The sequence below is a fragment of the Arthrobacter sp. GW460-12-1-14-TSB2 genome, assembly GCF_059423525.1.
Genome location: NZ_JBWKYC010000036.1, coordinates 1 through 21,844 on the forward strand (window position 1 = coordinate 1; position 21,844 = coordinate 21,844).

The window sequence follows — 21,844 nt, forward strand, 5'->3', positions numbered from 1 at the left end:
AGCGAGGACTAACGACTCGTGAAGCTGACCGGTACTAATAGGCCGATAACTTACACCACACACCATTGGTGAACCCGTTTCAAAAGGGGTTCACACCAAACAATGGTACGAAGATAACAAGACTGCTTGCGTCCACTATGTGGTTCCCAACCAACAAACCCGTTGCGTTCAGGAATCAACAATAAAATAACAACACCACAACTGCCCTAACCGGCAGAAAACATGTTGTAACCACAGTTTTCCCGCCCCGGACCACACGTCCAGGGCGCGGAGCAAGGGTTACGGCGGTCATAGCGTGGGGGAAACGCCCGGTCCCATTCCGAACCCGGAAGCTAAGACCCACAGCGCCGATGGTACTGCACCCGGGAGGGTGTGGGAGAGTAGGTCACCGCCGGAACACCATTCAGGTCGAGAGCCCCAACCACACGGTTGGGGCTCTCCCGCATTTAAACCACCAATACCAAAACCAACAGTTCCAACTCAGCTGGCCGGGTCGTACTGGAACTGCCTGACCTCTTGCGGGCAGCGGCAGGCGACGGCGATCTTCGCGGCCCACTCAAGTGCCGCCTCCCGCGACGGCAGCTCCAGCACGGTGTAGCCGCCGTTGGGCACCTTGTGGCCCGGGTACGTGCCCTCGGTGACGGTGCCGTCACCGGCGACGAGTACAGGGTCTACGTCCTCATCGATCCCGCCGGCGAAGACGTACACGCCCGCCGCCTTGGCCTCCTCGATGACGGCATGCGACGCTTCGACCACCGACTCGAATTCCTCCTCGGGGACTACCATGGCCTCACCGGGGAACGAGATCAGGTACTTCGTCATTCGAGGACTCCTTTGCTCCGGCGGCGCCAACCGCTGGCTAGTCTATGGGGCACCGCAATTGTGCCCAGACCGATTATGGCCCCGGCGCCCGACATGTGGTCAAGAGAGAGCGTCGGGGAAAAGCCCGCAGGAAGTGAGAGAGCGTCGGGGAAAAGCGCGCAGGAAGTGAGAGAGCGTCTGACGGGGTCGGAACCCCTGGTGCGCCGCCGTCGTTGTACTGACTGGGCTTCGGGACGCCGGCTATCGGCACGTTCCATCAATGATTGGGAGACACTTCATGACGGCACGAACCATCGTTATCACCGGAGCGAGCGACGGCATCGGCGCGTCGGCCGCGCGGACGCTGGCCAAGGCAGGGGAGCGGGTGGTCGTCGTCGGGCGTTCCGCGGAAAAGACCGAGGCGGTGGCACGCGAGATCGGCGCTGACTACTTTGTCAGCGACTTCGCTGACCTATCCCAGGTGCGCACGCTGGCGAGGCAGCTGAAAGAGAAGTACCCGCGGATCGACGTGCTTGCGAACAACGCCGGCGGGATCATGGGCAAGCGAGAGCTGACCGTGGACGGCCACGAGAAGACCTTCCAAGTGAACCACCTGGCGCCGTTCCTGCTGACGAACGAGCTCATGGAAGTGCTGACGGCAAGCAACGCGACGGTCATCAACACGTCGAGCGCTGCGAACGCGTTCGGACACGTGGACATTGATGACCTTGACGCGGCCGGCAAATACTCCACCAACAAGGCCTACGGCACTGCCAAGCTCGAAAATATCCTCTTCACCACCGAGCTGCACCACCGGTACAACGCTGCCGGCATCGCCACGGCCGCCTTCCACCCGGGCGGCGTCGCCACCAACTTCGCGGCGGAATCGACCAGCTGGTTCCGTTTCGCCTACAAGACATTCATCAAGCGGTTCATGCTCACCCCCGATCAGGGCGCAGACACCCTCGTGTGGCTTGCGACCACTCAGCCGGGGCAGGACTGGGTCTCCGGCGCGTACTATGCCAAGCGGGCGCTGGCCAAAGCCAACAAGCAGGCCTACGAGGCCGGGCTGGCCCGGAAACTGTGGGACCGCAGCGAGGCGCTGGTCAGCACCGACAAGATCGACCAGCTGAGCTGACCCTGCGCCGGCGGCGCAGGGTCCATTGAGGCACGTTGGCGGGAACCCGTCTCCGCCTCAGGCCTCGAGGTGAACGCCCTGCAGCTCGTCAATGGCGTCCGCCGAGCGGAGCAGCGCAAGCTCCAACCCTGATTCCGGTTCCGGATGGGAAAACAGATACCCCTGCAAGGAGTCGCAGTTCAGATTGGTCAGGTAACCGGCCTGGGCCCCGGTCTCGATTCCTTCCGCTGTCACCGTCAGGCCCAGGCTGTGGGCCATGTTGATCATTGAGCTCAGGATGGGCAGTTTCTCCGCGCCGGTTCGGACCATGGAAACGAAGGAACGGTCTATCTTCACCGCATCCACGGGAAGTTCCTGCAAACGCCCCAGCGAGGAGTAGCCGGTGCCGAAGTCGTCCAGCGCCACCCGCACGCCCGCGTCGCGGAGCGCGTTGAGTTGCCGGATCACGTGTGCGTCCGGATCAAAGAAGACGCTCTCCGTCACTTCCAGCACCAGCTGCCGCGGATCCGTGGCGCATGAGGCCGCCAGGCGCAGGACGCCCTCGGCGAACTGGCAGTCCTTGAGCTGCACTCCCGAAATGTTGACCGCAACGGAGCGTCCGGGATCCTCGGCCAGCCAGGGTTGCAGCTCAACGAAACTATGCCGCATGACCTGCATGCCGATCGCCGAGATCAGGCCGCTGCGTTCTGCCGTCGGAATGAACTGTGCGGGCGGAATCATCTCACCGTTGCGTTTCCACCGGGCCAATGCTTCGAACTGCACCACCTCGCCGAGTTTCGGTGAAATCACCGGCTGGTAGTGGACCATGATCTGCCCCGCGTCGACCGCTAGCCGGAGACCGGCCTCCATGTCCGTCCGCTGGACCAGCGCCGTCATCATGTCCGGCTCGAACCTCATGTACCGGTTCTTTCCCGCCGCCTTCGCCGCATACATGGCGACATCAGCCTGGCGGAGCAGTTCGGAGGCCGCCACCGCGTCCTGGCCCGCCGAGGCCAGGCCCAGGCTGAGGCTGGGGCGAAGCATGGTTCCGTCGATCCACATGGGGACGTTCAGAGAGGCCACGATGGATTCCGCCACCGCATCCGGTTCAGGGGAGCCGGTCAGCAGGACAACGAACTCGTCTCCGCCGAGACGGGCCACCGTGTCGTCGGGACGGACGCAGGACCTCAGCCTGCGTGCCACTTCCGTCAGCATCTCGTCACCGGCATGGTGGCCCAGGATGTCGTTGACTTCCTTGAAATCGTCCAGATCCAGTAGCAGGACGTCCACGGTCCCGGCCGGGCCGTCCCGGAGCGATTCAGCCAACTGGTCATGGAATAGCTTGCGGTTGGCCAGCCCGGTCAGGGGGTCCTGGAACGCCAAGGCCTTGAGCTGGGCTGCCTGCTCGGCCAGATCGGCCATGGCCCGCTTCGCCTGGTCCTGGGCAGCCAGCCTGGGGGTCACATCGCGGAAGCTCCACACGCGTCCCACCACTTTGTCCGCCACCTTCTGCGGACGGGAGTACCGTTCGAAGGTCCGGCCATCGAGGAACTCCAGAACGTCGTTGCTCTCAGCAAGCGGGTGGGCATAGAGATCGTGCACTTTGTCCAGGAACCCTTGAGGATTCTTCAGGAGCCCGAGCACATAGCCGATCACCGCTTCATCATCGTGCGTCGTCAGCAGCCCGCGCGGAATGCCCCACATGGACACGAATTGCTCGTTGACACCGGCGATTTGGCCGTCCGTTCCGACAACGAGAATGCCATCGGCCGTCGACTCAAGGGTGGCGCTCAGAAGGGATACGGCCTCGCGGAGTCCGTCGTCGGGTTCTTCACGATGGGTCATGTCCCGCACCGATACGGACATGCAAAGGCCGGCGGCTGTTTCCAAGACACCGCACGCTATCTCGCCCTTGAACTCCGTGCCGTCCTTCCTGAGCCCGTACGCCTCGAACGGCGAACCGAATCCGGACTCCGGACCACCGACACGAAGGGCCTTGAAGAGGCGCTGGAATCCCAGGCGGTAGCCCTCGGCAAGAATGATTCGGTGATTATGGCCGACCAGTTCCTGCCGTGAGTAGCCGAACACCCGCTCGGCGGCCGGGTTCATAAGCACCACGGTGCCGTCCTGGGCCAGCACCAACAGGGCGTCGGGCAGCGAATCAACGATGGCCTGATAGTCCTGGCCTGAACCTGCCCCCGGTTCCGGGCTTCCCTGCGGCGCCATCACAGCACCGTAAAGACAAAATGAGACCGCAAATTCTTCATGGCATGTCCTCCCCTCCGCACATCATAGAGGGCGCCGGGAAGAACCGCTTGTCACATGGGAAGTGGCGTCAGTGCAGATGGAGAGGGCCGGCTCCGTGGCTTCGGCGCGGTCTATCCCCGCGGGCCTTGATCGCCCGCGCCAGCGCGTGGAACAGCCTGGCCGTGAACCGGTCCAAGCCCAGGGCCAGTGCCCCTACCCCCATCAGCAGGAGTTGCACCGACCCGGCCACCAGCAGGAGCAGAAGGGCGGGAATCAGCACGGGCAGCAGTATCAGGAAGGCCAGGATTAAAGCCGCAACGTAGCCGGCGGCGTAACTGAGGATCGTCGCCTGGTCCACGTGTACTTCGCCCCCAAACCTGCTCGGCATGCCTTATTACTATAATAAGTAGACTTATGAGTCTGGGCCAGAGGTAGCGCAGAGACACTTCCAAGCGGCGGGATCAACCGGGCAGCGAGGCTTCAGACCCTGACCGCCCGTGTCCGGCAACCTCAGCGGCACCCGTAGTGAGCCCGGTCCCCAAACCACGAACCGTCCAGCCTTCCGCCTGCCATGCCGCAGCGTCCAGCACATTGCGCGCGTCCAGCACCGTCCGCCGTCGCACCAGCGTCCCTGCATCCTCGGGAGACAACGAACGGTATTCGTCCCATTCCGTCAGCAGCAGCACCAGCTCGGCGCCCTCAAGAGCCCGGTTGGTGCAGACCTCGAAGCGCAGCTGCGGGTACCGCATCCACGCATTGTTGATGGCTTTCGGATCCGTCACGGTCACGTTTGCGCCGGCCTCGGCCAGCTGCAGGGCGACATCAAGGGCAGGGGAGTCGCGGATGTCGTCCGTGTCCGGCTTGAACGCCGCACCCAGCACGGTTACCGTCCGCCCGGCCAGGCTGCCGGCACAGAGCTCGCGGGCGATGTCCGCGGTCCTCGACCGCTGGCCCAGGTTGATGGCATCCACCGTTCCCATCCAGTCGTCCACCGACCCCACACCCAGCGCCGCGGCCTGGGTCCGGAAGCTGCGGATGTCCTTGGGCAGGCAGCCGCTGCCGAAGCCCAGCCCGGCATGCAGGTACCGGCTGCCGATCCGCGGATCAAGCCCCATCGCCTCACCCAGTTCGGTGACGTCCGCGCCGGAGGCATCGCACAGCTCGGCCATCGCATTGATGAAGCTGACCTTCGTGGCCAGGTAAGCGTTCGACGCCGATTTGATCAGTTCCGCCGTGGCAAAGTTGCATACCAGCCGCGGAATCCCGGTGCGCAGCAGCGGCTCGTACACGGCATCCAGGGCTGCCGTCACACCGCGGCCGGCACCGTTTGTCCGGTCGAACGCCGCAGCCTTGCCGCCCGGCACGCCGTAGACCAGGCGGTCCGGCACCAGGGAATCCTTCACTGCGGTGCCCTGCCGCAGGAACTCCGGGTTCCAGCCGAGCAGCACATCCGGTCGCCCGGAAAGGATGCCGGCCAGCACATCGACAGTCCCCACCGGGACCGTGGATTTACCCACGACGGCGGAATGCGGGCAAAGGTGCGGAAGGATACTTTCGGTGGCGGCGAGCAGGTAGCTGAGGTCGGCGCCGTCGGACGTCTTGGACTGCGGCGTACCCACACAGAGGAAGTGCACCTCTGCGCCGGCCGCATCCGCGAAATCCGTGGAGAACGTGAGCCGGCCGGTGGTCCGGCCGTCCTGCAGCAGCTCGTCCAGGCCGGGCTCGAAAAACGGAGCGAAACCGCGCGCCAGCTGCTCCACCTTGCCAGCGTCGACGTCGATGCCCACCACGGTGTGGCCCATCGACGCCAGCGTTGCCGCGTGCACGGCGCCAAGGTAGCCGCACCCGATGACGGAAATTTTCACAGTATTGCTCCTCGTTGGGTTTCGACAGGCTCAACCACCGGGAATCGTGTGGTTCCGACGAGCTCAACCACCGGCTCACCGGCGATCACCGCCCGGTAATGGCGGACCAGCTCCGCGCTCAGCGCCGGCCACGTCCGCCCCTGGACCGATGCGTGGGCTGCCGCGGCGAACGCGCGGCGCTTGGCGTCGTCGCCCATCAGGTCCATGACATGGGCACGCAGCCCGGCAAGGTCGCCCGGTTTGTAGAGCCAGCCCGTGCGGGAATTCTCCACCAGGTCCAGCGGACCGCCGCGGCCCGTGGCCACCACCGGAACGCCCGATGCCATGGCCTCCTGGATGGTCTGGCAGAAGGTCTCGAACTCGCCCGGATGCACGAACAGGTCGAAGGACGCCACCGCCCTGGCCAGCTGCTCGCCGCCCAGGAACCCCGCAAACACGGCGTTCGGCAGGGCCTCCTGCAGCGCCTCGCGCTGCGGACCGTCACCGACGATCACCAGCCGGGTCCCCGGCACATCGGCCAGCACGGCCAGATCCTCCACCTGCTTTTCAACGGCCAGCCGGCCCACGTAGCCGATGATCCGCTCGCCGTCCGGGGCAACGGATGCCCGCCACCCGTCGTCGCGCTTTCCCGGCGCAAACCGCGCGGTATCCACACCGCGCCGCCACATGTCCACCCGCAATACCCCGCGGCCGCGCAGTTGGTTCAGCGCGAAAGTGGACGGCACCAGAGTCCGGGAAGCCAGCAGGTGGATGTTTTCCACCCGGTTCCAGGCCCAGTTCTCCATGAACGGCACACCGTAGCGCGCCGCGTAGCTGGGGACCTCGGTCTGGTAGATCGCCACTGTGGGAATGCCCAGTTGGTGGGCCGCCTGCACTGCCCGCCAGCCAAGTACGAACGGGGATGCGAGGTGGACAACGTCAGGCGCGTAATCGGCAAGGATTCTCTTGACCCGGTTCACACCGCCCAACGCCACCCGCACGTTCGTGTACCCGGCCAGCGGCACGGACGGGAGCCGGTGCACGAACGCGCCGTGCACCACATCCAGGACCTCTGTGTCCTGTGTCGACGGGGCGATCACCATCACGTCATCGCCCCTCTCCTGCAGATGCTCAAGCACCCGAAGGATGGAGTGTGTCACCCCGTTCATCAGTGGCAGGAATGATTCAGCAACAATTGCGATCCTCACAACTCCACGGTGCGGGCGGTGCGTTGCGCCGAGGGGGAGCGGGCATGACGGGCAAGGGAAGGTTGGGTTAACAGCGGGGCTGCCTTGAGGCGCGACGGCAGCGGCGCACGACGGCGGCGGCGCACGACGGCGGCGGCGCTCGCCGCCGGGGGCTCCCAGTGGTAGCCGTCCTGGTGGGCCTCCGATTACATGACCCGGTAAATTACAGGGCCCGGATGCTGCCCCTTGACACCCCCAGGCAGACAAGGGACAGCATCCGGACCGGCCTGATGATCAGCGGCCTGCCGCCGAACCCGCCCGGCCCATGGGGTCGGGCCAGTTGCCGATGCGGGACTGCATGGGGTCGGGCCAGTTGCCGATGCGGGACTGGGCGGGTGCGGAGCGGACAATCACGGTGGCGCTGGAAAGCTGGGTGTGGACGGACATGACTTTTCTCCTGACTGAGTTTTCTATTCCGTACGCCGATGGCGTCGGTGGTGGCCATGTTCTGCCTGAAAAAGCGCAGAGGTGACCTGCTCAGTCGGGGGAAGACCCCGGATCAAATGACGGGCTCGCGGCCAGGATGAGGGCGGCGTCCGGCACGAGGCAGCGGCCGGCATCGTGCAGCAAGTCCCAGAACCCGTCGACGTCGCCCGACGCCTCGGCGCCGGCGCTGCCCGTGCCTGACGACGCCGAGCCGGACTGGTTCTGGACGCCCGCGAATCGGAACCCCCCTTCGGGGGCAGGTTCGTCAGCCGGCGTGGGCCCGGCGGAAACCACATAGCCGATGGTTGCTGCCAGCGCTCGCACAGCGTGCGTATTCGCCAGGAACTGCAGCGAAGAAAGCGCGCTCCTGACCAGCTGCGGCGCACCTCCTGCGGGCTGGACTCGGGCAACGCTGGAGGCTGCCTCAACGCCGCTGGTGGCTGCGGCACGTTGTGAGGGAAACTCCGACGGCGGGACTCGGGTTCCGCCTAAGAGACGGGGCGCGGCCTTGTCCGGATTCTGCCCTGGAACCTGGGGCGGGATCTTTGGCCGTGGAAGTGTGGACACGGGCTCCGTCGGAAGGGGCGCCGTCGGCACATGGAGGTCCGGCAGGGTGGAAGCGAGGGAATCCACCACCGACCCGAGCTCGTCCACTGTGCCGGTCACCGAATCTGTGACCGTATCAACGAGCGGCGCGGCCGGAAGGAGCGGAGCGGCGGTGTCCATGACGTCGCTGACGACTTGAGTTGTTCCGCTGAGCACAGGATCCACAACGTCCACGACGATCGCAGCAGTGCGGACGGCCGGAGTTGGGACGTCCTGGACAGCCTGAACGGGAGGTTCGTCGGGTTCCTGAACCGCCCGCGGCACGGCCTCGGGGATGATGTCCTGGACGAGCGACGCGGCCGCCTGCCCAATCCCGCCCAGCGGGTTCGGAGCATCAGAGGCGGCATTCGCCGGGCCGGCGGCCAACGCCAGCCAGGAACCTGTCAGAACGGCGGCGAGCAGGAGCGGGCGCAGGGAAGATCGGCAACGATCACGGAAAGTACGCACCATCCAGATCACCCCCCAGAGGCAATGGAAAATCAGGATACGCCCGGAGCTGTCTCACCGTCCAGACCTCCACGCTTGCGGACCGGAAGACGGCGGACCGGGAGCGTGCCACCGACCGGGGAGCGGGGTTCTCTGCAGCCGGATCGGGACGCCGTAAAATTGGTAGCAGAGGTGTTCCAGAGATGTCCGGGCCAATCGTCGTCGTCCTGACTTTCCTTGCCGTCGTTGCCCTGCTGGGGGTGATCGGAACGGTGGTGGTGGTCCTGCGCGACGGCCGGGGGATCCTGCCGCGGGAGGAGTCCGAACGGCCCTGGATGGCGGGCAACCTGCCCAGCGTTCCGTACTCCCTCTGGAAGTTCTGATCCCGTCCGCGGATGCCGGCAGCCACGGTTGTCGGTCGCTCACGTCTGCCGGCCGCCGGCGCCGAGCGGCGCCTGACGCGCGACTCAGCGGCCGCCGTCGTGCCTCAACACCTCCGGCAGTTCATCCACATAGACCGTCTGCGGCGGATCAAAATAGATCACCAGTACTTCATCACCCACCGCATACACGCTGGTCTTATCGAACGGGTGTGCATGGAAAGCCATGATGCCGCCGAGGTAGGGCAGCATGACTTCGCCGATGGTGCCCGGGCCGATGCGCCCGGTCACCCGCCCGATCTTGCCGGTGAGGCTGCGGTCGACGTCCTTACGCATCAGGGGCTTTCGCCGGACGTTTGCCTTCCCTGCTGTTCCTCAGCGCCGAGGAGAGGGCCGGGAGGTAGTCGCCCACCTGGGCGAGGATGCCGCCGAGCATCTTGTTGACGCCTTCCCCGCCGTTGAGCACCGTCATCTGTCCCACGTGCGAGAACGGCTCCGCCGCAGCTGCGATGATGGCCGGCATGTTCTCGGCGAGCTGCTGCGAAATTACTGCGTCCTGGTTGGTCCCGAGGGCCTCGGCGCGTGCTTTGATGCCCTCCGCCTCCGCCAGCGCCTTCGCCTTGATGGCAGAGGCGGCCGCATCACCGCGCGCCCGGGTGGCTGCAGCTTCCGCCTCGCCGGTGACCTTGGTGGCCCCTGCCGCGGCCGCGGCAGCGGTGGCATTTGCCTGGGCCTGGAGTTCCGTCCGGCGGGCGTTCACCTGGGCTTCGAGTTCGGTGCGGCGGGCAAGCGCCTCGGCGGCACTGATGTCGGCCGCCTTCTGGCCCTCGGCGTCCGTGCGCTTGGCGTAGGCCTTGGCGTCGGCGGGCTTGCGGATGGTGGTTTGGAGCTTCTGCTCTTCGCGGTCAGCCTCAAGCTTGGCCACCTCGGTTTCCTGGACCACCACCTGCTGCCGTGCGGTTGCATCCGCCAGCGGACCGGCCTGGGCGGCGTTGGCCTTGGCCCGTTCGGCGTTGGCCTGCGCCACGGACTGCCGGATGGCCGAGACACTCTGCGCATCGGCAATGAGTGCGGCGGCCTCCGCTTCCTTCTCCGCCGCCTCGCGGTTCCTGGTGGCCTCGGCAATCCGGGCTTCCATCTTCACTTGGGCGATGTGCGGCTTGGCGATGTTCTGGATATAGCCAGTGGGGTCCTGCAGGTCCTTGATCTGGAGCGAATCCACCACCAGGCCCAGCTTCTCCATTTCCACGCCGCTGGCGCTGCGGACCTGCGAACCGAGCTTGTCACGCTCGCGGATGATTTCCTCCATGGTCATGCTGCCAATGATCGACCTCAGGTGTCCCTCAAAGACGTTATATACCTGGCTTTCCATTTTGGGCTGCTGGCCCAGAAAGCGCCTGGCCGCATTTGCAATGAAGGGCGGGGCGTCGCCGATTTTGTAAATAACAACACCCTCCACAATTACCTGTATGCCCTGCGAGGTAACACACGAAACTTTGAGCTCAGTTTCATTCAGCGTCAGGGACAGGGTCCGCACTGTCTGAAGTCCGGGAAATACCAGCGCACCCTTGCCCGTGACAATCTTGAAGTCCATTCCTGCCCGTGTTTCAAGGGTGCCGCGGGTCAGGCCGGAGATGATCAGGGCCTCGTTGGGTTCAGCCACCTTCCACATCAGTTTTATTGCCACCCAGATAAAGCCAATGACAACAATGGCCCCGATGAGGGCGGCAATTAGCGGGAAGAATGCTGACAAGTCCGGCATGGCCCAGGTCCTTTCACGGTTATGGAACAGGCATCGCGGTAAAGCCCCAATATTCCAGCTGTTCGTTCCTGGAAGGCCGGAATGCGGGTAATTCCGGACGGCCGGGCCAGCTGTTGTAGACAGTCTGATCGGCGCCCGCTGCGAAGTCCAGCAATTGGGCGGGACAGGGGGAGGAAGGCCCCTGTTATGGTGCCTGCAGACGTGCGATGGTGGGACATGGGTCCGAGGACTGATCCGGAGAGGACACTTGCCGTGCGTGGACTTTCCGGATGGACGCTCCGGGTCGCGTGGGACACCTGGCGTGCTGAGCGCGGGGGCCCGGAGGCCATCAAACGCCTGCAGCGGGCCCGGCTTGCGGAACTCGTGGAGTTCGCCCGGTCCGCGTCGCCGTACTATCGCCGCCTTTACCGGGACCTCCCGGACACGGTCACCGGGCCGAACCAGCTTCCGCCGGTGGGCAAACGGGAGCTGATGGCGAACTTCGACGACTGGGTGACGGATCCGCACATCTCGTTGGCGAAGCTGAAGTCGGAACTGCTCTCCGACCTGTCACAGCTGGGCAGCCTCTACCGCGGGCAGTACCTGGTGGTGACCACGTCCGGCACGTCAGGTGAGCCGGCCGTCTTAATCCATGACCGGTTCTCTTGGCTGATGGTGAACGTGGTGGTCCGGATCCGGGAACGCGGGACCCTGGTGCGGGCCTCGGAAGTGCGGCACTTCCTGCTCCGAGGGCTGCGGGCAGCGGCCCTCGTGGCGTCTGGCGGCCACTTCGCCGGCGTCGTGTTGACCGAAAACGCCCGACGGCGGGCCCCCGCCATTGCCCGGCGCCTCCGGCTCTTCTCGGTGCTGAGGCCGCTGCCCGAGCTGGTGGAGGAACTCAACACCTTTAGGCCGACCCTGCTCTTCGGCTATCCGAGCGCGCTGATCCAGCTGGCCGCGGAGCAGAAGGCCGGGCGCCTCAGGATCCGGCCTGTCCTGGCCATTTGTTCCGGCGAGAACTTGTCCGCCACCGCACAGGCATCCATCGAAGCCGCGTTCGGCTGCCGTGTCACCCAACGCTATCTTTCCTCGGAGGTCCCGGCGCTGACCAGCCAGTGCCGGCACGGCGCTTTCCACATCAACACGGACTGGTACATCCTCGAACCCGTGGACGCGAACTACGTGCCGGTCCCGGCAGGCACCACCTCCCACACGGTGCTCGTCACCAACCTGGCCAACCGGGTGCAGCCGCTGATCCGCTACGACCTCGGTGACCGCGTAACGCTCGCCACTGAACCGTGCCCGTGCGGCAGCCCGTTTCCATCCGTGAGTATCGACGGCCGGACGGGCGACCTCGTCTCCTTTGCGGCACCGGACGGGACCGCCGTGACAGTCCTTCCGCTGGCACTCGGCACGGTGATCGAGGAGACGCCAGGAGTGCGCAGGTTCCAGGCCATCCGCACGGGACCGGGGAACCTGACAGTGCGGCTCGAGGCGGAGCCGGGTGCCGCGTTGGCCGTGCTGCGCACGGCGGTGACGGCGCGGTTGGACGAGTACTTCGCTGCCGTTGGCGCCGGACCGGTCGCGCTGATTTAGTGGGTGGGTTCTGCCACCGGCTCGGCCGCCACCACCGGGTGGTCGCGGCCGAGGTTCCCGAGGGCGGAGGCACCCTGCGGCGACCCCAGCTCCTCGAAGAACTCCACGTTGGCACGGATGTAGTCGGCCCACTCATCGGGAACGTCGTCCGAGTAGTAGATCGCCTCCACCGGACACACCGGATCGCACGCACCGCAGTCCACGCATTCGGACGGGTGGATGTACAGCGAGCGTTCACCCTCGTAGATGCAGTCCACGGGGCACTCCTCGATGCAGGCCTTGTCCTTCACATCCACGCACGGCTGCGCGATCACGTAGGTCATGGTGCGCTACACACCGGTGTATACGGTTTTGCCCCAAGTGAAGAAGTCCAGCGCGGACTTCCCCTGCTCGCGGAACGTGTTGGTGGAGGAGTCCTTCACGCCGCCGAACGGCACGTTCAGGTCCAGTCCCGCCGTCGGCCGGTTGACCTTGACCACGCCGGCCTGGGCCCGGGCGGCGAAGTCCGTGGCTAGCTTCAGAGAATCAGTGCAGATCCCGGCGGTGAGGCCGTAGCGGGAGTCGTTGATGGCGGCCAGCCCGGCCTCGTAATCGGCCACTTCCAGGACCGCGACGACGGGGCCGAAGATCTCCTCGGTGACGGCGGCGTCGTCGAACGGCAGGTCCGTGAGCACGGCGGCGGGGAAGTGCAGCGGACGGTCCGCGTCGCCCTCGTGCGTTTCGTCCAGGATCCCGGAGCCGGTCAGCAGCGTGGCTCCGCGTTCGACGGCGGAACGCACCGCCGCGGTGTTCTGTGCGAACTGCTGGCCGCTCACCACAGCCCCCATCGGGGCGTCCATGCCGTCGCCGGCGGTGTACTGCGCGGCTTCCTCGGTCAGCGCGTCAAGGAACGCGGCGCGGATGCCCGGCGTGACGTAGACCCGGGACGTGGCAGTGCAGGCCTGGCCGGTGAGCCCGAACGCGCCGGCGGCAACCACCTTGGCGGCCTTGCGGGCGTCGGCGTCGTCGAGGACCAGGACGCCGTTCTTGCCGCCCATTTCCAGCTGCACGCGGGCGCGGCGGGCGTTCAGGATTTCCTGCAGTCCCAGCCCCACGTTGGTGGAGCCGGTGAAGGAGAGCCCGGCGATGCGCGGGTCGCGGGCCAGGGCGTCGCCCACCACGCGGCCCTTGCCGTGCACCACGTTGAACACGCCGGCGGGCAGCCCGGCATCCTGCAGGGCGCGGGCGAGGTGCGTGGCGGAGAGCGGGGTGAGTTCGGCGGGCTTGATGACGACGGCGTTGCCGCTGATCAGCGCCGGTGCGGACTTCCAGGCCGGGATGGCGATGGGGAAGTTCCACGGCGTGATCAGCCCGACGACGCCGAGCGGCTCGCGACGGGTGGTGATGGTGGTGTCCGGCAGGCCGCTGGGCAGCACTTCGCCGGTGGCGGCCCAGCCGAGCGAGCCGAAGAAGCGCAGCACGTCCGAGGCACGCTTGACTTCGCCCTTTGCCTCGGCGAGGGTCTTGCCTTCCTCGCGGACCAGATCCTCGGCGATGGCGGTCTGGCGTTCGATCAGCAGGTTTCCGGCTGTGATGAGGATGGCGCCCCGGGACGGTGCGGGCAGCGCCGCCCATCCCGGCTGCGCTGCCGCGGCGGCCGTGATGGCGGCGTCCACGTCCGCGGCGGTGCCGCTGGGGGAGAGGGCTGCGAGTTCGCCCGGGCGGGCCGGGTTCATCCGCTCTGTGTCGGCCTCGCCGAGCCATTCGCCGTTGATGAGGTGCCGGGCGGTGATGAGTTCGCGGTCGGTGGAGGTGGTCACGTCGGTGGCTGTGGAAGTCATGGGGTTCCTTTGGGAATCGTGGGGAGGTCTGCGGAGCTACAGGCTGCGGATCAGGCCGCCGTCGCAGCGGAGTGCGACGCCGGTGATGTACGACGCCGGGGCGCTGCAGAGGAACGCGGCAGCGGCGCCGAACTCCTCCGGCTCCCCGTAGCGGCGGGCGGGGATGGTCTTGCGGGATTCGAGCTGGATCTCCTCCACGGTGGTGCCTCGGCGCTTGGCGGCGGCCTGGTCCAGCTCAGCCACCCGGTCCGTGGCGATGCGGCCGGGAAGGAGCATATTGACTGTGACCGAGTCCAGGGCCACCTCGGCGGCGAGGGTCTTGAGGTAGCCGGCCAGTGCGGCCCGGCCGGTGTTGGACACGGCCAGGTTGGGCAGCGGGGCCACCACTCCGCTGGACCCGACGGCCAGGATGCGGCCCCAGCGCCGTTCCCGCATGCCGGGAAGCACCTGCGAGATCAGGGCGTGGTGCGGCTTGACCAGAAGCTCGAACGCGGCGGCGATGTCCTCGGAGCTGAGCGTCGCCGCGGCGCCGGGCTTGGGGCCAGGACCGTTGAGCACCAGGATGTCGATGGGGCCGAGGTCCGCCACTGTCTGGTCGACGGCGGACTCGATCCCTTCCGGCGTGGTGAGGTCCGCCTCGATGGCGATGGCTCCTGTGCCGTACGCCGTGTGGAGGTCAGCGGCGATCTCCTTGGCGCGATCGCGGCGGCGGCCAATGACCGCCACGCGGACGCCCTCGGCGGACAATGCGCGGGCCACGGCGAGGCCCAGGCCGCCGGTGGAGGCGGCCACCAGGGCGGTTTTTCCGGCGATTCCGAGGTCCATCAGTAACTCCCTACAGTGGTGTGGCGGTTGGCTGCAGCTGACTCAAGCGCGGCGGCGGCTTCCCGCAGGTGCGTGAGCATGCTGTAGCGCAGCCTCTCGGGGAACTCCGCGGCCGGAGCCCGGACGCCCGAATCCTTGATGAGTCCGCGCTTCCGCAGGCACTCCTTCCGGACGGCCAGGGCGATTTTGGCCTGCTGCTCGAAGTTGACCAGAGGCAGGTACGGCAGCAGCTGGTCGCGGGCGGCCTCGTACCCGTCGCGCTGCCAGGCGCGGACACAGGCAATCAATGCTTCGGGATAGGAGAACCCGGTCATGGCGCCCGCTGCGCCGGCCATCAGCTCGTCCAGCATGCCCTGCCCGCCCAGCCCGCCGAAAACGGAAACCTCGACGACGGCCGTCAGCTCCGCGATGGCCACGCTGGTGGGCGGCGCTTCGGCCTTCACCGCCACAACGAAACTGCACCACTTCACCACGGAAACGAGCGCCTTGGTGCTGATACTGACTCCGCTGGCCAGCGGATAGTCCTGCAGGACCACCTTCGCGCCGGTGGCCCGGTGGATGGCGTCCAGGTGTGCGATCACCACTTCGGGCCGGGCGGAGTTGGCCTGCACCATGACGGCCGCCAGGCGCTCGCCGGCCACGGCCTGGGCTGCCTTGATTTCGTCGATGGCGGGCCGGGTGGCCAGCGCGGTGATGCCCACCACCAGCGGCAGGTCCGTGCATTCGACGGCGATGTCGAGCACCTGGCGGCGTTCCTCCGGGGTGAGGGCCGCCGCCTCGCCGAACACGCCCAGAACGGTCAGCCCCGTGGCGCCGATGGCTTCGTAGTGCTCCACGAGCTCGGACAGGCTGTCCAGGTCCACGTCCAGGGTGCTGCCCTGGAACGGCGTTGCCACCACGCCCCAGACGCCGGGAGCCAGGGACTCGCGTGCCTGCGGTTCGCGGGGATCGTTCCCGGCTGCATCATTCTGTGGTTCGTTCATGGAATCCTCCTCGAAAATTGTTGGGGGTCAGCGGCCGGGCCAGACCGGCGGCCGCTTTTCCTGGAAGGCGCGGACGCCTTCGGCCGAGTCCTCGCTGTCGAGCGCCGCCATCAGGGCCGGCAGGCGGAGCCCGCGTGCCTCCTTGGCAGTGAGGTGCTGCGTCTGCGTGACCATCTGCTTCACGGCCCGGACGGAGGTGGGGGCGCAGGCAAGGACCTGGTCCACCCAGCGCTGCACCGCGGCGTCGAGCTCTTCTGCCGGGACCACCTCGTTGACCAGTCCCATGGACTGCATTTCCGCGGCGTCTGCTTTCCGGCCGGTCAGCAGCATGCCCATCGCCTGGGTGTAGGGGATGCGACGCACCAGCTGGTGGATGCCGCCGTCGAGCGCCAAACGCCCCACCCGGGGTTCCGTCAGCCCGAACCTGGCGTTCTCTGCCGCCACCACGATGTCCGCGCCGAGCACGATCTCCATGCCGCCGCCCAGTGCGTAGCCGTTCACCCGGGCGATCACGGGCACATCCAGCGATGTTCGAAGGCTAAGCCCGCCAAAACCGTTCGGGTCCAGGCCGGCCCAGTACTCCAAGCCGGTCTTGTCCACGGCCGAGGCGGACATGTCCGCCCCTACGCAGAAGGCACGCGTGCCCGCACCGGTGATGACCACGGCGCGGACGTCGGGGTCCTGCTCCAGCTGCGCCCAGATCTCGTTGAGCCGGGCCTGCGCAGTGCCGTCGACGGCGTTGAGCACGTGCTGCCGGTCGATCACCACCGTGGCCACATGGTTCTCGATGGTCAGGGTGACCTGGTCCACTGGTGAGGGGGCAGCGGAAGCGGCGCCCGCCGTCGTCGTGCTTTCCACAGAAGTTGCCGTCACCGGAGCACCCCGAGTTCCTGCAGGCGCTCGATGGTGGCCTCGTCGAAGCCGTTCTCCAGCAGGACCTCCACGTTGTGCTCGCCCAGCCGCGGCGCCACGCGGCGGACGGTGGGAGGGGTGGCGGAGAGCCGGATGGGCGCGTTGAGCATGCGAACCGTTCCAACTCCGGGGTGTTCGGCCTCGACGATCATGCCGTTGGCTTCGGTCTGCGCATCGGCGAGGGCCTGTTCCAGGGTGTGGACGGGGGCGTTGAGCAGCCCCTGGTCCTCCAGCTTGCCGGTCCAGTACTCGGTGGTGTTCGTGGCGATGCGCTCGCGGAAGATGGCCTGCAGCGCCGGCTTGTGCGCGAACTGCTGCTCCAGGTTTGCGAACTCGGGCCGCTGCGTCAGGTCCTCGTCCAGCCCGAGGGCTTCGGAGATGCGGGCCAGCGGGTCCGGGGTGAAACCGCCCACCATGCACACGGCACCGTCGGTGGTTTCGAACACGCCGCTCAGGGGCATGGCGCCCCAGTTGACCTCGTAGCCGCGGTTGAGCTGCATACACGCCTCCTGCATCTGCAAGTGCAGCATGGAGTCGTACATGGTCACCTCCACTTTCTGGCCGACGCCGGAGGTTTCACGGGTGCGCAGCGCCAGCAGGATGCCCTGCATGAGGTGCATGCCGGTGATGTAGTCGCACAGCGTGGTCGGGTAGATGGACGGCTTCTGGTCGTCCGATTCCCGGCGCCACATCACACCGGAGTAGGCCTGCGCGATCGCGTCCTGGCCGCCCTTGTGCGAGTACGGTCCCACGGGGCCGAAGCCCGTGCCGGAGGCCCAGATAATGCCCAGATTCTCGGCCTTGAGTTCCTCGTAGCCGAAGCCCATCCGTTCCATGACACCGGAGCGGAAGTTGCTGACCACCACGTCCGCGTCCGCCATGATGGCGTGCAGTACGTTCCGGCCTTCCTCGGTGCGCGTGTCGATCGAGACGCTGCGCTTATTCCGGTTGATGGACAGGAAAATCGGGTTGTCCTGGCCGTCCTTGTCCGGGAACGAGTTGCGCGAGATGTCCCCGGCGCCGGGGCGTTCCACCTTGATGATGTCCGCGCCGTAGTCGCCCAGCATCTGGGTACAGGACGGGCCCATGAACACCTGGGTGAAGTCCACGATCTTGATGCCGTCCAGCGGCAGCGGGGTAGTGGTGGGTTCAGCAGCGGCGGCGGGTGCCGCCGTCGTGCGTTCCAGCTCTGTCGTTTCCAACGTCACCGTGCTCATGCCGGAACCGCCGCTTCGGCGTCAACGGTGGCGTTCGACGACGGGACGTCGCCCGGGTCGGCGCCGTGCCGGCGCATGCCCTGCTGGATGTCCAGCGCGGACACGTCGCGGACCAGGAGGCCGTTTTCGACGGCGAGTGCGGCGGCGACGCCGACGGCCTGGCCCATGGCCATGCAGGGCGGGATTTCTCGGGACATCTTCTGCGCCTCGGGGGTGGCGGAGTAGTGCCGGCCGGCGACGAGGAGCTGATCCACTTCCTTGGGCAGCAGCGAGCGGTAAGGGTAGTAGTAGTCGCGGCCGCGGGCCACGGTGTCGGCGAAGTGGCGGCGCTGCGTGACGTCGTCCTTGGTCATGACGTACTCGCCCTGCAGCAGCCGGGTCTGACGGACGCCCATCTGCGAGGCGACGTCCAGCATGTAGCAGTTTTCGAAGCCGGGCAGGTTGGCGCGGACGTAGTCCACGGCCTCGGAGATCCGATCGCGGGCGGCGAACTCTGCGGCGGTCATGTCCGCAGGGTCCGTGCCGTCGAAGCCGGTCATGTGCGGGGCGTTGCACCAGACCACGCCGTCGATGGGGGTCTTGAGCCACCACAGTTCCCAGGCGCCGCCGAGGAGGCGCTTGATCTTGCGGTTGATGGCGCGGGCTTCCTTCGGGTTGGCCTGCTCGAAGGCTTCGGCGGCGTGCGTGTTCACGTTGCCCAGGCGGAAGACGAGCGTGGTGAGGTAGTTGTCCTTGGCGTAGCTGGCGCCGGCCCGGGAGGCGACGTCGATGTCGCCGGTGGTGTCGATGACGACGTCGGCCATGAAGGCCTGCGGGCCCAGTTTTGTTTCGCAGATGACGCCCTTGATCACGCCGTTGTCCACGATGGGGCGGGAGAACCAGGAGTGCAGGCGGAGGTCCACGCCGGCCTCGCGGACCAGGTCGTTGGAGACGCGCTTCCAGCCGTCCGGGTCGAATGCCGCGGCGTAGCAGATGGGCTTGGGGTTGGTGTGGGAGTGGAAATCGAAGGTGCCGTAGCGGCCCCACTTGTTCCAGAGTTCCTCGGAGGTCTTGCGGTCATCGGCCGGCGGGACGACGGCTAGGCCCAGCTTCTGCAGCCGTTCCACGTATTCGGAGACGATGCCCGTGACCGTGATTTCCTGGCCGTTGATCATGTCGTCCAGTACCAGCACCATTCCGCCGGAAGCGAGGCCACCGAGGGATGAGTAGCGTTCCAGCAGGGTGACCTTGGCGCCGGAGCGGGCTGCGGTGACGGCGGCGGCCACGCCTGCGGGGCCCCCCCCGACCACGAGGACGTTGGAACGGGAGATGACCGGGGCGGCGAGGTCCGCCGTCGTGGTGCTGAGTTCCAGGGAGTTGAACGTTGCGGGGGAGGTCATGGGGAGTCCTTACTTTCCGACGAAGATGCCGTTGGAGCGGCGGGCGGCGAGGTAGAAAACGATGCTGAGGATGGAGAGGACGGCCACGTAGACCGGGAAGATCCAGCTGAGGTTCAGGGATTGGAACCAGACCAGCAGGTAGGAGGCGGTGCCGCCGAAGAGTGCGACGCCGATTCCATAGCCCAGGGCTACGCCCGTGCCGCGGATGTTTTTGGGCATCAGGGAGGAGCTGACCACGTTGTAGAGGGTCATGTTCAGCACCAGGACGATGGAGCCGCCCAACAGGACTGCCGCGAAGCCGCCGATCCCCGGCTGGACGTAGAAGAGCATGAGGAACACCGACGGGATCGCCAGGATGCGGGTGATCAGGAACCAGCGGGACATCGACTTGCCGTCGGTCAGCTTGCCGATGATCCAGCTGCCAGCCACCAGGATGACGCCCAGGACCGTGGTGAGGGCGAAGACGGCGGTGGGGTCTTCCTTGAACCCGCTGCGGGCGGCGCTGGGAAGGCCAACGTTCCAGGCGTAGTTGTAGGCCTGTGCCGCGCCGACGACAAAGATGATGGCCAGCACGGAGAGCCAGTGCTTGCGGACTCCGGACCAGACGGCGCGGGGAGTGTTGCTGGCCATTTCCTCGGCCTTGAGGGTTTCCGGGAGCGAACGGCGGAGGTAGAGGACCACAAAACCGAAGAGGGCGCCGACGATGAACGGCACGCGCCAGCCCCACTCGGCCATGACGGCACCGCCCAGGACCAGGCTGCACAGGAAGCTGATCAGCGAGGCCAGCAGTATGCCGATGTTCACGTAGAAGCTCATCAGGCCGGCGACGTAACCTTCGCGGCCGTCGGGCGCAAGCTCCAGGGCATGGGACGTTGAAAGCGGGGCTTCGATTCCTGTGGAAATGCCCTGCAGCACACGGCAGACCAGCAGGATGATGCCGGCCCACGCGCCGATCTGCTGGTAGCTCGGGGTGACGGCGATGATCAGTGTGGTGCCTGCCATGAGCATGATGGACAGCAGCATGACCCGGCGGCGGCCCACGCGGTCGGCCAGGGTGCCGAGCAGGATGCCGCCCAGCGGACGGAAGGCGAACCCGACGGCGAACACGGCCAGCGCGTTCAAGGTGGCGGAGAGCGGATCGGTATTGGGGAAGAAATTGGGCCCGATGAAGGCAGAGAGGAGGCCGAAGACCATCCAGTCGTACCACTCGAGGGCGTTGCCGAGGCCGAGGCCCAGCAGGCCCTTGCGGACCTCGGGGGTGAATTTTTCGTGTTTGGTGCGGGATGAGGGGGAGGGGGACGTGACGGCGTTGTCCGTCCCTTGGGGGTCTGCCGTTTGTGTTTCGAGCATGGAAGTGTCCTTACGCTTACGCCGCAATGGGCGTGGGAGGGTATGACGCAGGAACGCCTGTTGGAAAAGGCGCTTCATGCGAAGGATGCAAGGAGTGTCTGCGGCCACGGTTCGTGTCCGGACAGTTAGGGGATAACGCAGGTGCCGGTTGGGGACGGCAGTGCTACCACGCGTGTGGTGCGTTGACCCAGATGGCTACGCATACCTCTTCGTAGCTGTTCTTGTACCAGTGCGGGATCTCTGAGGAGTACGTGATGGAGTCGCCCTCCTCAAGGCTGTAGCAGACGCCGTCCAGGAAGACGTCCTTGCGGCCCGAGATGATGTAGCAGAACTCTTCACCGCTGTGGGTGAAGGGTGTGCCGCTGGTGTCATGCCCCGGGGGCGTACTGATCCACTGCGCTTCGATGTTTCCGTCGCGGTTGGGGGTCAGCAGTTCGTGAATTGCTTCGCCCACCGACTCGCGGGTCACGTTTTTCAGGTTGCGTCGGTCCGATTTTCGAACGACGGGGGACTTGGATTCATTTTGGCCAATGAAGAACCTCCCTACGGGGACGTCCAATCCGTGGGCCAGCTGTGCCAGCGTGGTGAAGGAAGGGTTGGCCAAGCCGCGTTCGATCTGGCTGACGATTGCCTGGCTGAGGCCGGTGATGTCCGAGAGCTGGGCCAGGGTCATGCCCTTGGCCTTCCGCATGGAGCGCACCTTGTTTCCGACGGTCGCCAGAAGTTCGCTGGTGGCCGGTGGGGCGGGTGTCTCGGTGGTCATCGCACTTCCTTCGTTGGTGAGCTAACTCACACAACTATAGTGAAGATTTTTAGCGAGTCAATGATTTCTTCTTGATTAAAGTGAAAATCTTTACAGGAGTGCAGGTTCCGGGCCTCTGCTGCCCATGATCCCGCGCCGGCCGCCGTGCCCCCACTGCCCACGAT

21 protein-coding genes and 1 rRNA gene are annotated in these 21,844 nt (G+C 66.2%); 4 read left to right on the forward strand and 18 right to left on the reverse strand.

Features of this window, described 5'->3' with window-relative positions:
* The first annotated feature begins 280 nt into the window (after window positions 1–280).
* Window positions 281–397 (forward strand): 5S ribosomal RNA (rrf, locus tag AC07YR_RS22445).
* 83 nt (window positions 398–480) lie between these two features.
* On the opposite strand, the gene AC07YR_RS22450 is transcribed toward rrf, so the two are convergent.
* Window positions 481–822, reverse strand: coding sequence for a YciI family protein (locus AC07YR_RS22450; RefSeq protein ID WP_494735312.1), 342 nt, complete (start codon window positions 820–822; stop codon window positions 481–483).
* 277 nt (window positions 823–1,099) lie between these two features.
* On the opposite strand from AC07YR_RS22450, the gene AC07YR_RS22455 reads away from it, so the two are divergent.
* Window positions 1,100–1,939, forward strand: a complete 840-nt coding sequence (locus AC07YR_RS22455; RefSeq protein WP_494735313.1) for an SDR family NAD(P)-dependent oxidoreductase — start codon at window positions 1,100–1,102, stop codon at window positions 1,937–1,939.
* Between the two features lie 57 nt (window positions 1,940–1,996).
* On the opposite strand, the gene AC07YR_RS22460 is transcribed toward AC07YR_RS22455, so the two are convergent.
* The 6 genes from AC07YR_RS22460 to AC07YR_RS22485 all read right to left on the reverse strand — a co-directional run bounded on the left by AC07YR_RS22460 (window position 1,997) and on the right by AC07YR_RS22485 (window position 8,738).
* Window positions 1,997–4,144, reverse strand: coding sequence for a sensor domain-containing protein (locus tag AC07YR_RS22460; protein WP_494735314.1), 2,148 nt, complete (start codon window positions 4,142–4,144; stop codon window positions 1,997–1,999).
* Window positions 4,145–4,253: 109 nt separating this feature from the next.
* A complete protein-coding gene (locus AC07YR_RS22465) occupies window positions 4,254–4,553 on the reverse strand; it encodes a hypothetical protein (RefSeq protein WP_494735315.1) in 300 nt (99 codons plus the stop codon).
* A gap of 73 nt (window positions 4,554–4,626) precedes the next feature.
* Window positions 4,627–6,030 (reverse strand): UDP-glucose dehydrogenase family protein, encoded by a 1,404-nt coding sequence (locus AC07YR_RS22470; RefSeq protein ID WP_494735316.1) that lies wholly within the window; start codon window positions 6,028–6,030, stop codon window positions 4,627–4,629.
* A complete protein-coding gene (locus AC07YR_RS22475; RefSeq protein WP_494735317.1) occupies window positions 6,027–7,217 on the reverse strand; it encodes a glycosyltransferase family 4 protein in 1,191 nt (396 codons plus the stop codon). Before AC07YR_RS22475 ends, AC07YR_RS22470 begins: the two co-directional genes overlap by 4 nt.
* 273 nt (window positions 7,218–7,490) lie before the next feature.
* Window positions 7,491–7,643, reverse strand: coding sequence for a hypothetical protein (locus AC07YR_RS22480; protein ID WP_156372449.1), 153 nt, complete (start codon window positions 7,641–7,643; stop codon window positions 7,491–7,493).
* A gap of 90 nt (window positions 7,644–7,733) precedes the next feature.
* The gene (locus tag AC07YR_RS22485; RefSeq protein ID WP_494735318.1) at window positions 7,734–8,738 is read right to left on the reverse strand and encodes a hypothetical protein; all 1,005 of its coding nucleotides are present in this window, start codon (window positions 8,736–8,738) and stop codon (window positions 7,734–7,736) included.
* A 179-nt stretch (window positions 8,739–8,917) separates the two neighbouring features.
* On the opposite strand from AC07YR_RS22485, the gene AC07YR_RS22490 reads away from it, so the two are divergent.
* On the forward strand, window positions 8,918–9,097 hold the full coding sequence (locus AC07YR_RS22490; RefSeq protein ID WP_494735319.1) for a hypothetical protein: 180 nt from the start codon (window positions 8,918–8,920) through the stop codon (window positions 9,095–9,097).
* Between the two features lie 84 nt (window positions 9,098–9,181).
* On the opposite strand, the gene AC07YR_RS22495 is transcribed toward AC07YR_RS22490, so the two are convergent.
* Complete coding sequence (locus AC07YR_RS22495; RefSeq protein ID WP_055804300.1) at window positions 9,182–9,430, reverse strand: NfeD C-terminal domain-containing protein; 249 nt, start codon at window positions 9,428–9,430, stop codon at window positions 9,182–9,184.
* Window positions 9,423–10,856: a flotillin family protein gene (locus AC07YR_RS22500; RefSeq protein WP_494735320.1), complete on the reverse strand. Its 1,434-nt coding sequence runs from the start codon at window positions 10,854–10,856 to the stop codon at window positions 9,423–9,425. The genes AC07YR_RS22495 and AC07YR_RS22500 overlap by 8 nt, the downstream gene beginning before the upstream one ends.
* A 252-nt stretch (window positions 10,857–11,108) precedes the next feature.
* Here AC07YR_RS22500 and AC07YR_RS22505 point away from each other — a divergent pair, with 252 nt between their 5' ends.
* On the forward strand, window positions 11,109–12,431 hold the full coding sequence (locus tag AC07YR_RS22505) for a phenylacetate--CoA ligase family protein (RefSeq protein WP_494735321.1): 1,323 nt from the start codon (window positions 11,109–11,111) through the stop codon (window positions 12,429–12,431).
* On the opposite strand, the gene fdxA is transcribed toward AC07YR_RS22505, so the two are convergent.
* From fdxA to AC07YR_RS22550, 9 genes are all read right to left on the reverse strand, one after another.
* Window positions 12,428–12,754, reverse strand: a complete 327-nt coding sequence (gene fdxA / locus AC07YR_RS22510) for a ferredoxin (RefSeq protein ID WP_055804291.1) — start codon at window positions 12,752–12,754, stop codon at window positions 12,428–12,430. The genes AC07YR_RS22505 and fdxA overlap by 4 nt on opposite strands.
* Window positions 12,755–12,760: 6 nt before the next feature.
* On the reverse strand, window positions 12,761–14,251 hold the full coding sequence (locus tag AC07YR_RS22515) for an aldehyde dehydrogenase family protein (protein ID WP_494735322.1): 1,491 nt from the start codon (window positions 14,249–14,251) through the stop codon (window positions 12,761–12,763).
* Between the two features lie 36 nt (window positions 14,252–14,287).
* On the reverse strand, window positions 14,288–15,076 hold the full coding sequence (locus AC07YR_RS22520; RefSeq protein WP_494735323.1) for an SDR family oxidoreductase: 789 nt from the start codon (window positions 15,074–15,076) through the stop codon (window positions 14,288–14,290).
* A complete protein-coding gene (locus AC07YR_RS22525) occupies window positions 15,076–16,059 on the reverse strand; it encodes a dihydrodipicolinate synthase family protein (protein WP_494735324.1) in 984 nt (327 codons plus the stop codon). Before AC07YR_RS22525 ends, AC07YR_RS22520 begins: the two co-directional genes overlap by 1 nt.
* Before the next feature lie 27 nt (window positions 16,060–16,086).
* Entirely contained in the window at window positions 16,087–16,869 is a 783-nt protein-coding gene (locus tag AC07YR_RS22530; protein WP_494735328.1) for an enoyl-CoA hydratase-related protein, read from the reverse strand.
* A 59-nt stretch (window positions 16,870–16,928) separates the two neighbouring features.
* Window positions 16,929–18,188 carry a CaiB/BaiF CoA transferase family protein gene (locus AC07YR_RS22535; RefSeq protein ID WP_494735325.1) on the reverse strand — a complete coding sequence of 420 codons (1,260 nt, stop codon included), beginning with the start codon at window positions 18,186–18,188 and terminating at the stop codon, window positions 16,929–16,931.
* Entirely contained in the window at window positions 18,185–19,567 is a 1,383-nt protein-coding gene (locus tag AC07YR_RS22540; RefSeq protein WP_494735326.1) for an FAD-dependent oxidoreductase, read from the reverse strand. Before AC07YR_RS22540 ends, AC07YR_RS22535 begins: the two co-directional genes overlap by 4 nt.
* 9 nt (window positions 19,568–19,576) lie before the next feature.
* On the reverse strand, window positions 19,577–20,917 hold the full coding sequence (locus AC07YR_RS22545; protein WP_494735327.1) for an MFS transporter: 1,341 nt from the start codon (window positions 20,915–20,917) through the stop codon (window positions 19,577–19,579).
* A 163-nt stretch (window positions 20,918–21,080) separates the two neighbouring features.
* Window positions 21,081–21,680 carry a helix-turn-helix domain-containing protein gene (locus tag AC07YR_RS22550; RefSeq protein WP_436056976.1) on the reverse strand — a complete coding sequence of 200 codons (600 nt, stop codon included), beginning with the start codon at window positions 21,678–21,680 and terminating at the stop codon, window positions 21,081–21,083.
* Window positions 21,681–21,844: the final 164 nt, after the last annotated feature.

Bases quoted from the DNA above. Each gene is read 5' to 3' on its own strand.
- AC07YR_RS22535 (WP_494735325.1), bottom strand. From the start codon at position 18,188: ATGAGCACGGTGACGTTGGAAACGACAGAGCTGGAACGCACGACGGCG.
- fdxA (WP_055804291.1), bottom strand. From the start codon at position 12,754: ATGACCTACGTGATCGCGCAGCCGTGCGTGGATGTGAAGGACAAGGCC.
- AC07YR_RS22490 (WP_494735319.1), top strand. From the start codon at position 8,918: ATGTCCGGGCCAATCGTCGTCGTCCTGACTTTCCTTGCCGTCGTTGCC.
- AC07YR_RS22525 (WP_494735324.1), bottom strand. From the start codon at position 16,059: ATGAACGAACCACAGAATGATGCAGCCGGGAACGATCCCCGCGAACCG.
- AC07YR_RS22485 (WP_494735318.1), bottom strand. From the start codon at position 8,738: ATGGTGCGTACTTTCCGTGATCGTTGCCGATCTTCCCTGCGCCCGCTC.
- AC07YR_RS22520 (WP_494735323.1), bottom strand. From the start codon at position 15,076: ATGGACCTCGGAATCGCCGGAAAAACCGCCCTGGTGGCCGCCTCCACC.
- AC07YR_RS22460 (WP_494735314.1), bottom strand. From the start codon at position 4,144: ATGGCGCCGCAGGGAAGCCCGGAACCGGGGGCAGGTTCAGGCCAGGAC.
- AC07YR_RS22480 (WP_156372449.1), bottom strand. From the start codon at position 7,643: ATGTCCGTCCACACCCAGCTTTCCAGCGCCACCGTGATTGTCCGCTCC.
- AC07YR_RS22455 (WP_494735313.1), top strand. From the start codon at position 1,100: ATGACGGCACGAACCATCGTTATCACCGGAGCGAGCGACGGCATCGGC.
- AC07YR_RS22545 (WP_494735327.1), bottom strand. From the start codon at position 20,917: ATGCTCGAAACACAAACGGCAGACCCCCAAGGGACGGACAACGCCGTC.
- AC07YR_RS22450 (WP_494735312.1), bottom strand. From the start codon at position 822: ATGACGAAGTACCTGATCTCGTTCCCCGGTGAGGCCATGGTAGTCCCC.
- AC07YR_RS22500 (WP_494735320.1), bottom strand. From the start codon at position 10,856: ATGCCGGACTTGTCAGCATTCTTCCCGCTAATTGCCGCCCTCATCGGG.
- AC07YR_RS22495 (WP_055804300.1), bottom strand. From the start codon at position 9,430: ATGCGTAAGGACGTCGACCGCAGCCTCACCGGCAAGATCGGGCGGGTG.
- AC07YR_RS22465 (WP_494735315.1), bottom strand. From the start codon at position 4,553: ATGCCGAGCAGGTTTGGGGGCGAAGTACACGTGGACCAGGCGACGATC.
- AC07YR_RS22515 (WP_494735322.1), bottom strand. From the start codon at position 14,251: ATGACTTCCACAGCCACCGACGTGACCACCTCCACCGACCGCGAACTC.
- AC07YR_RS22540 (WP_494735326.1), bottom strand. From the start codon at position 19,567: ATGACCTCCCCCGCAACGTTCAACTCCCTGGAACTCAGCACCACGACG.
- AC07YR_RS22550 (WP_436056976.1), bottom strand. From the start codon at position 21,680: ATGACCACCGAGACACCCGCCCCACCGGCCACCAGCGAACTTCTGGCG.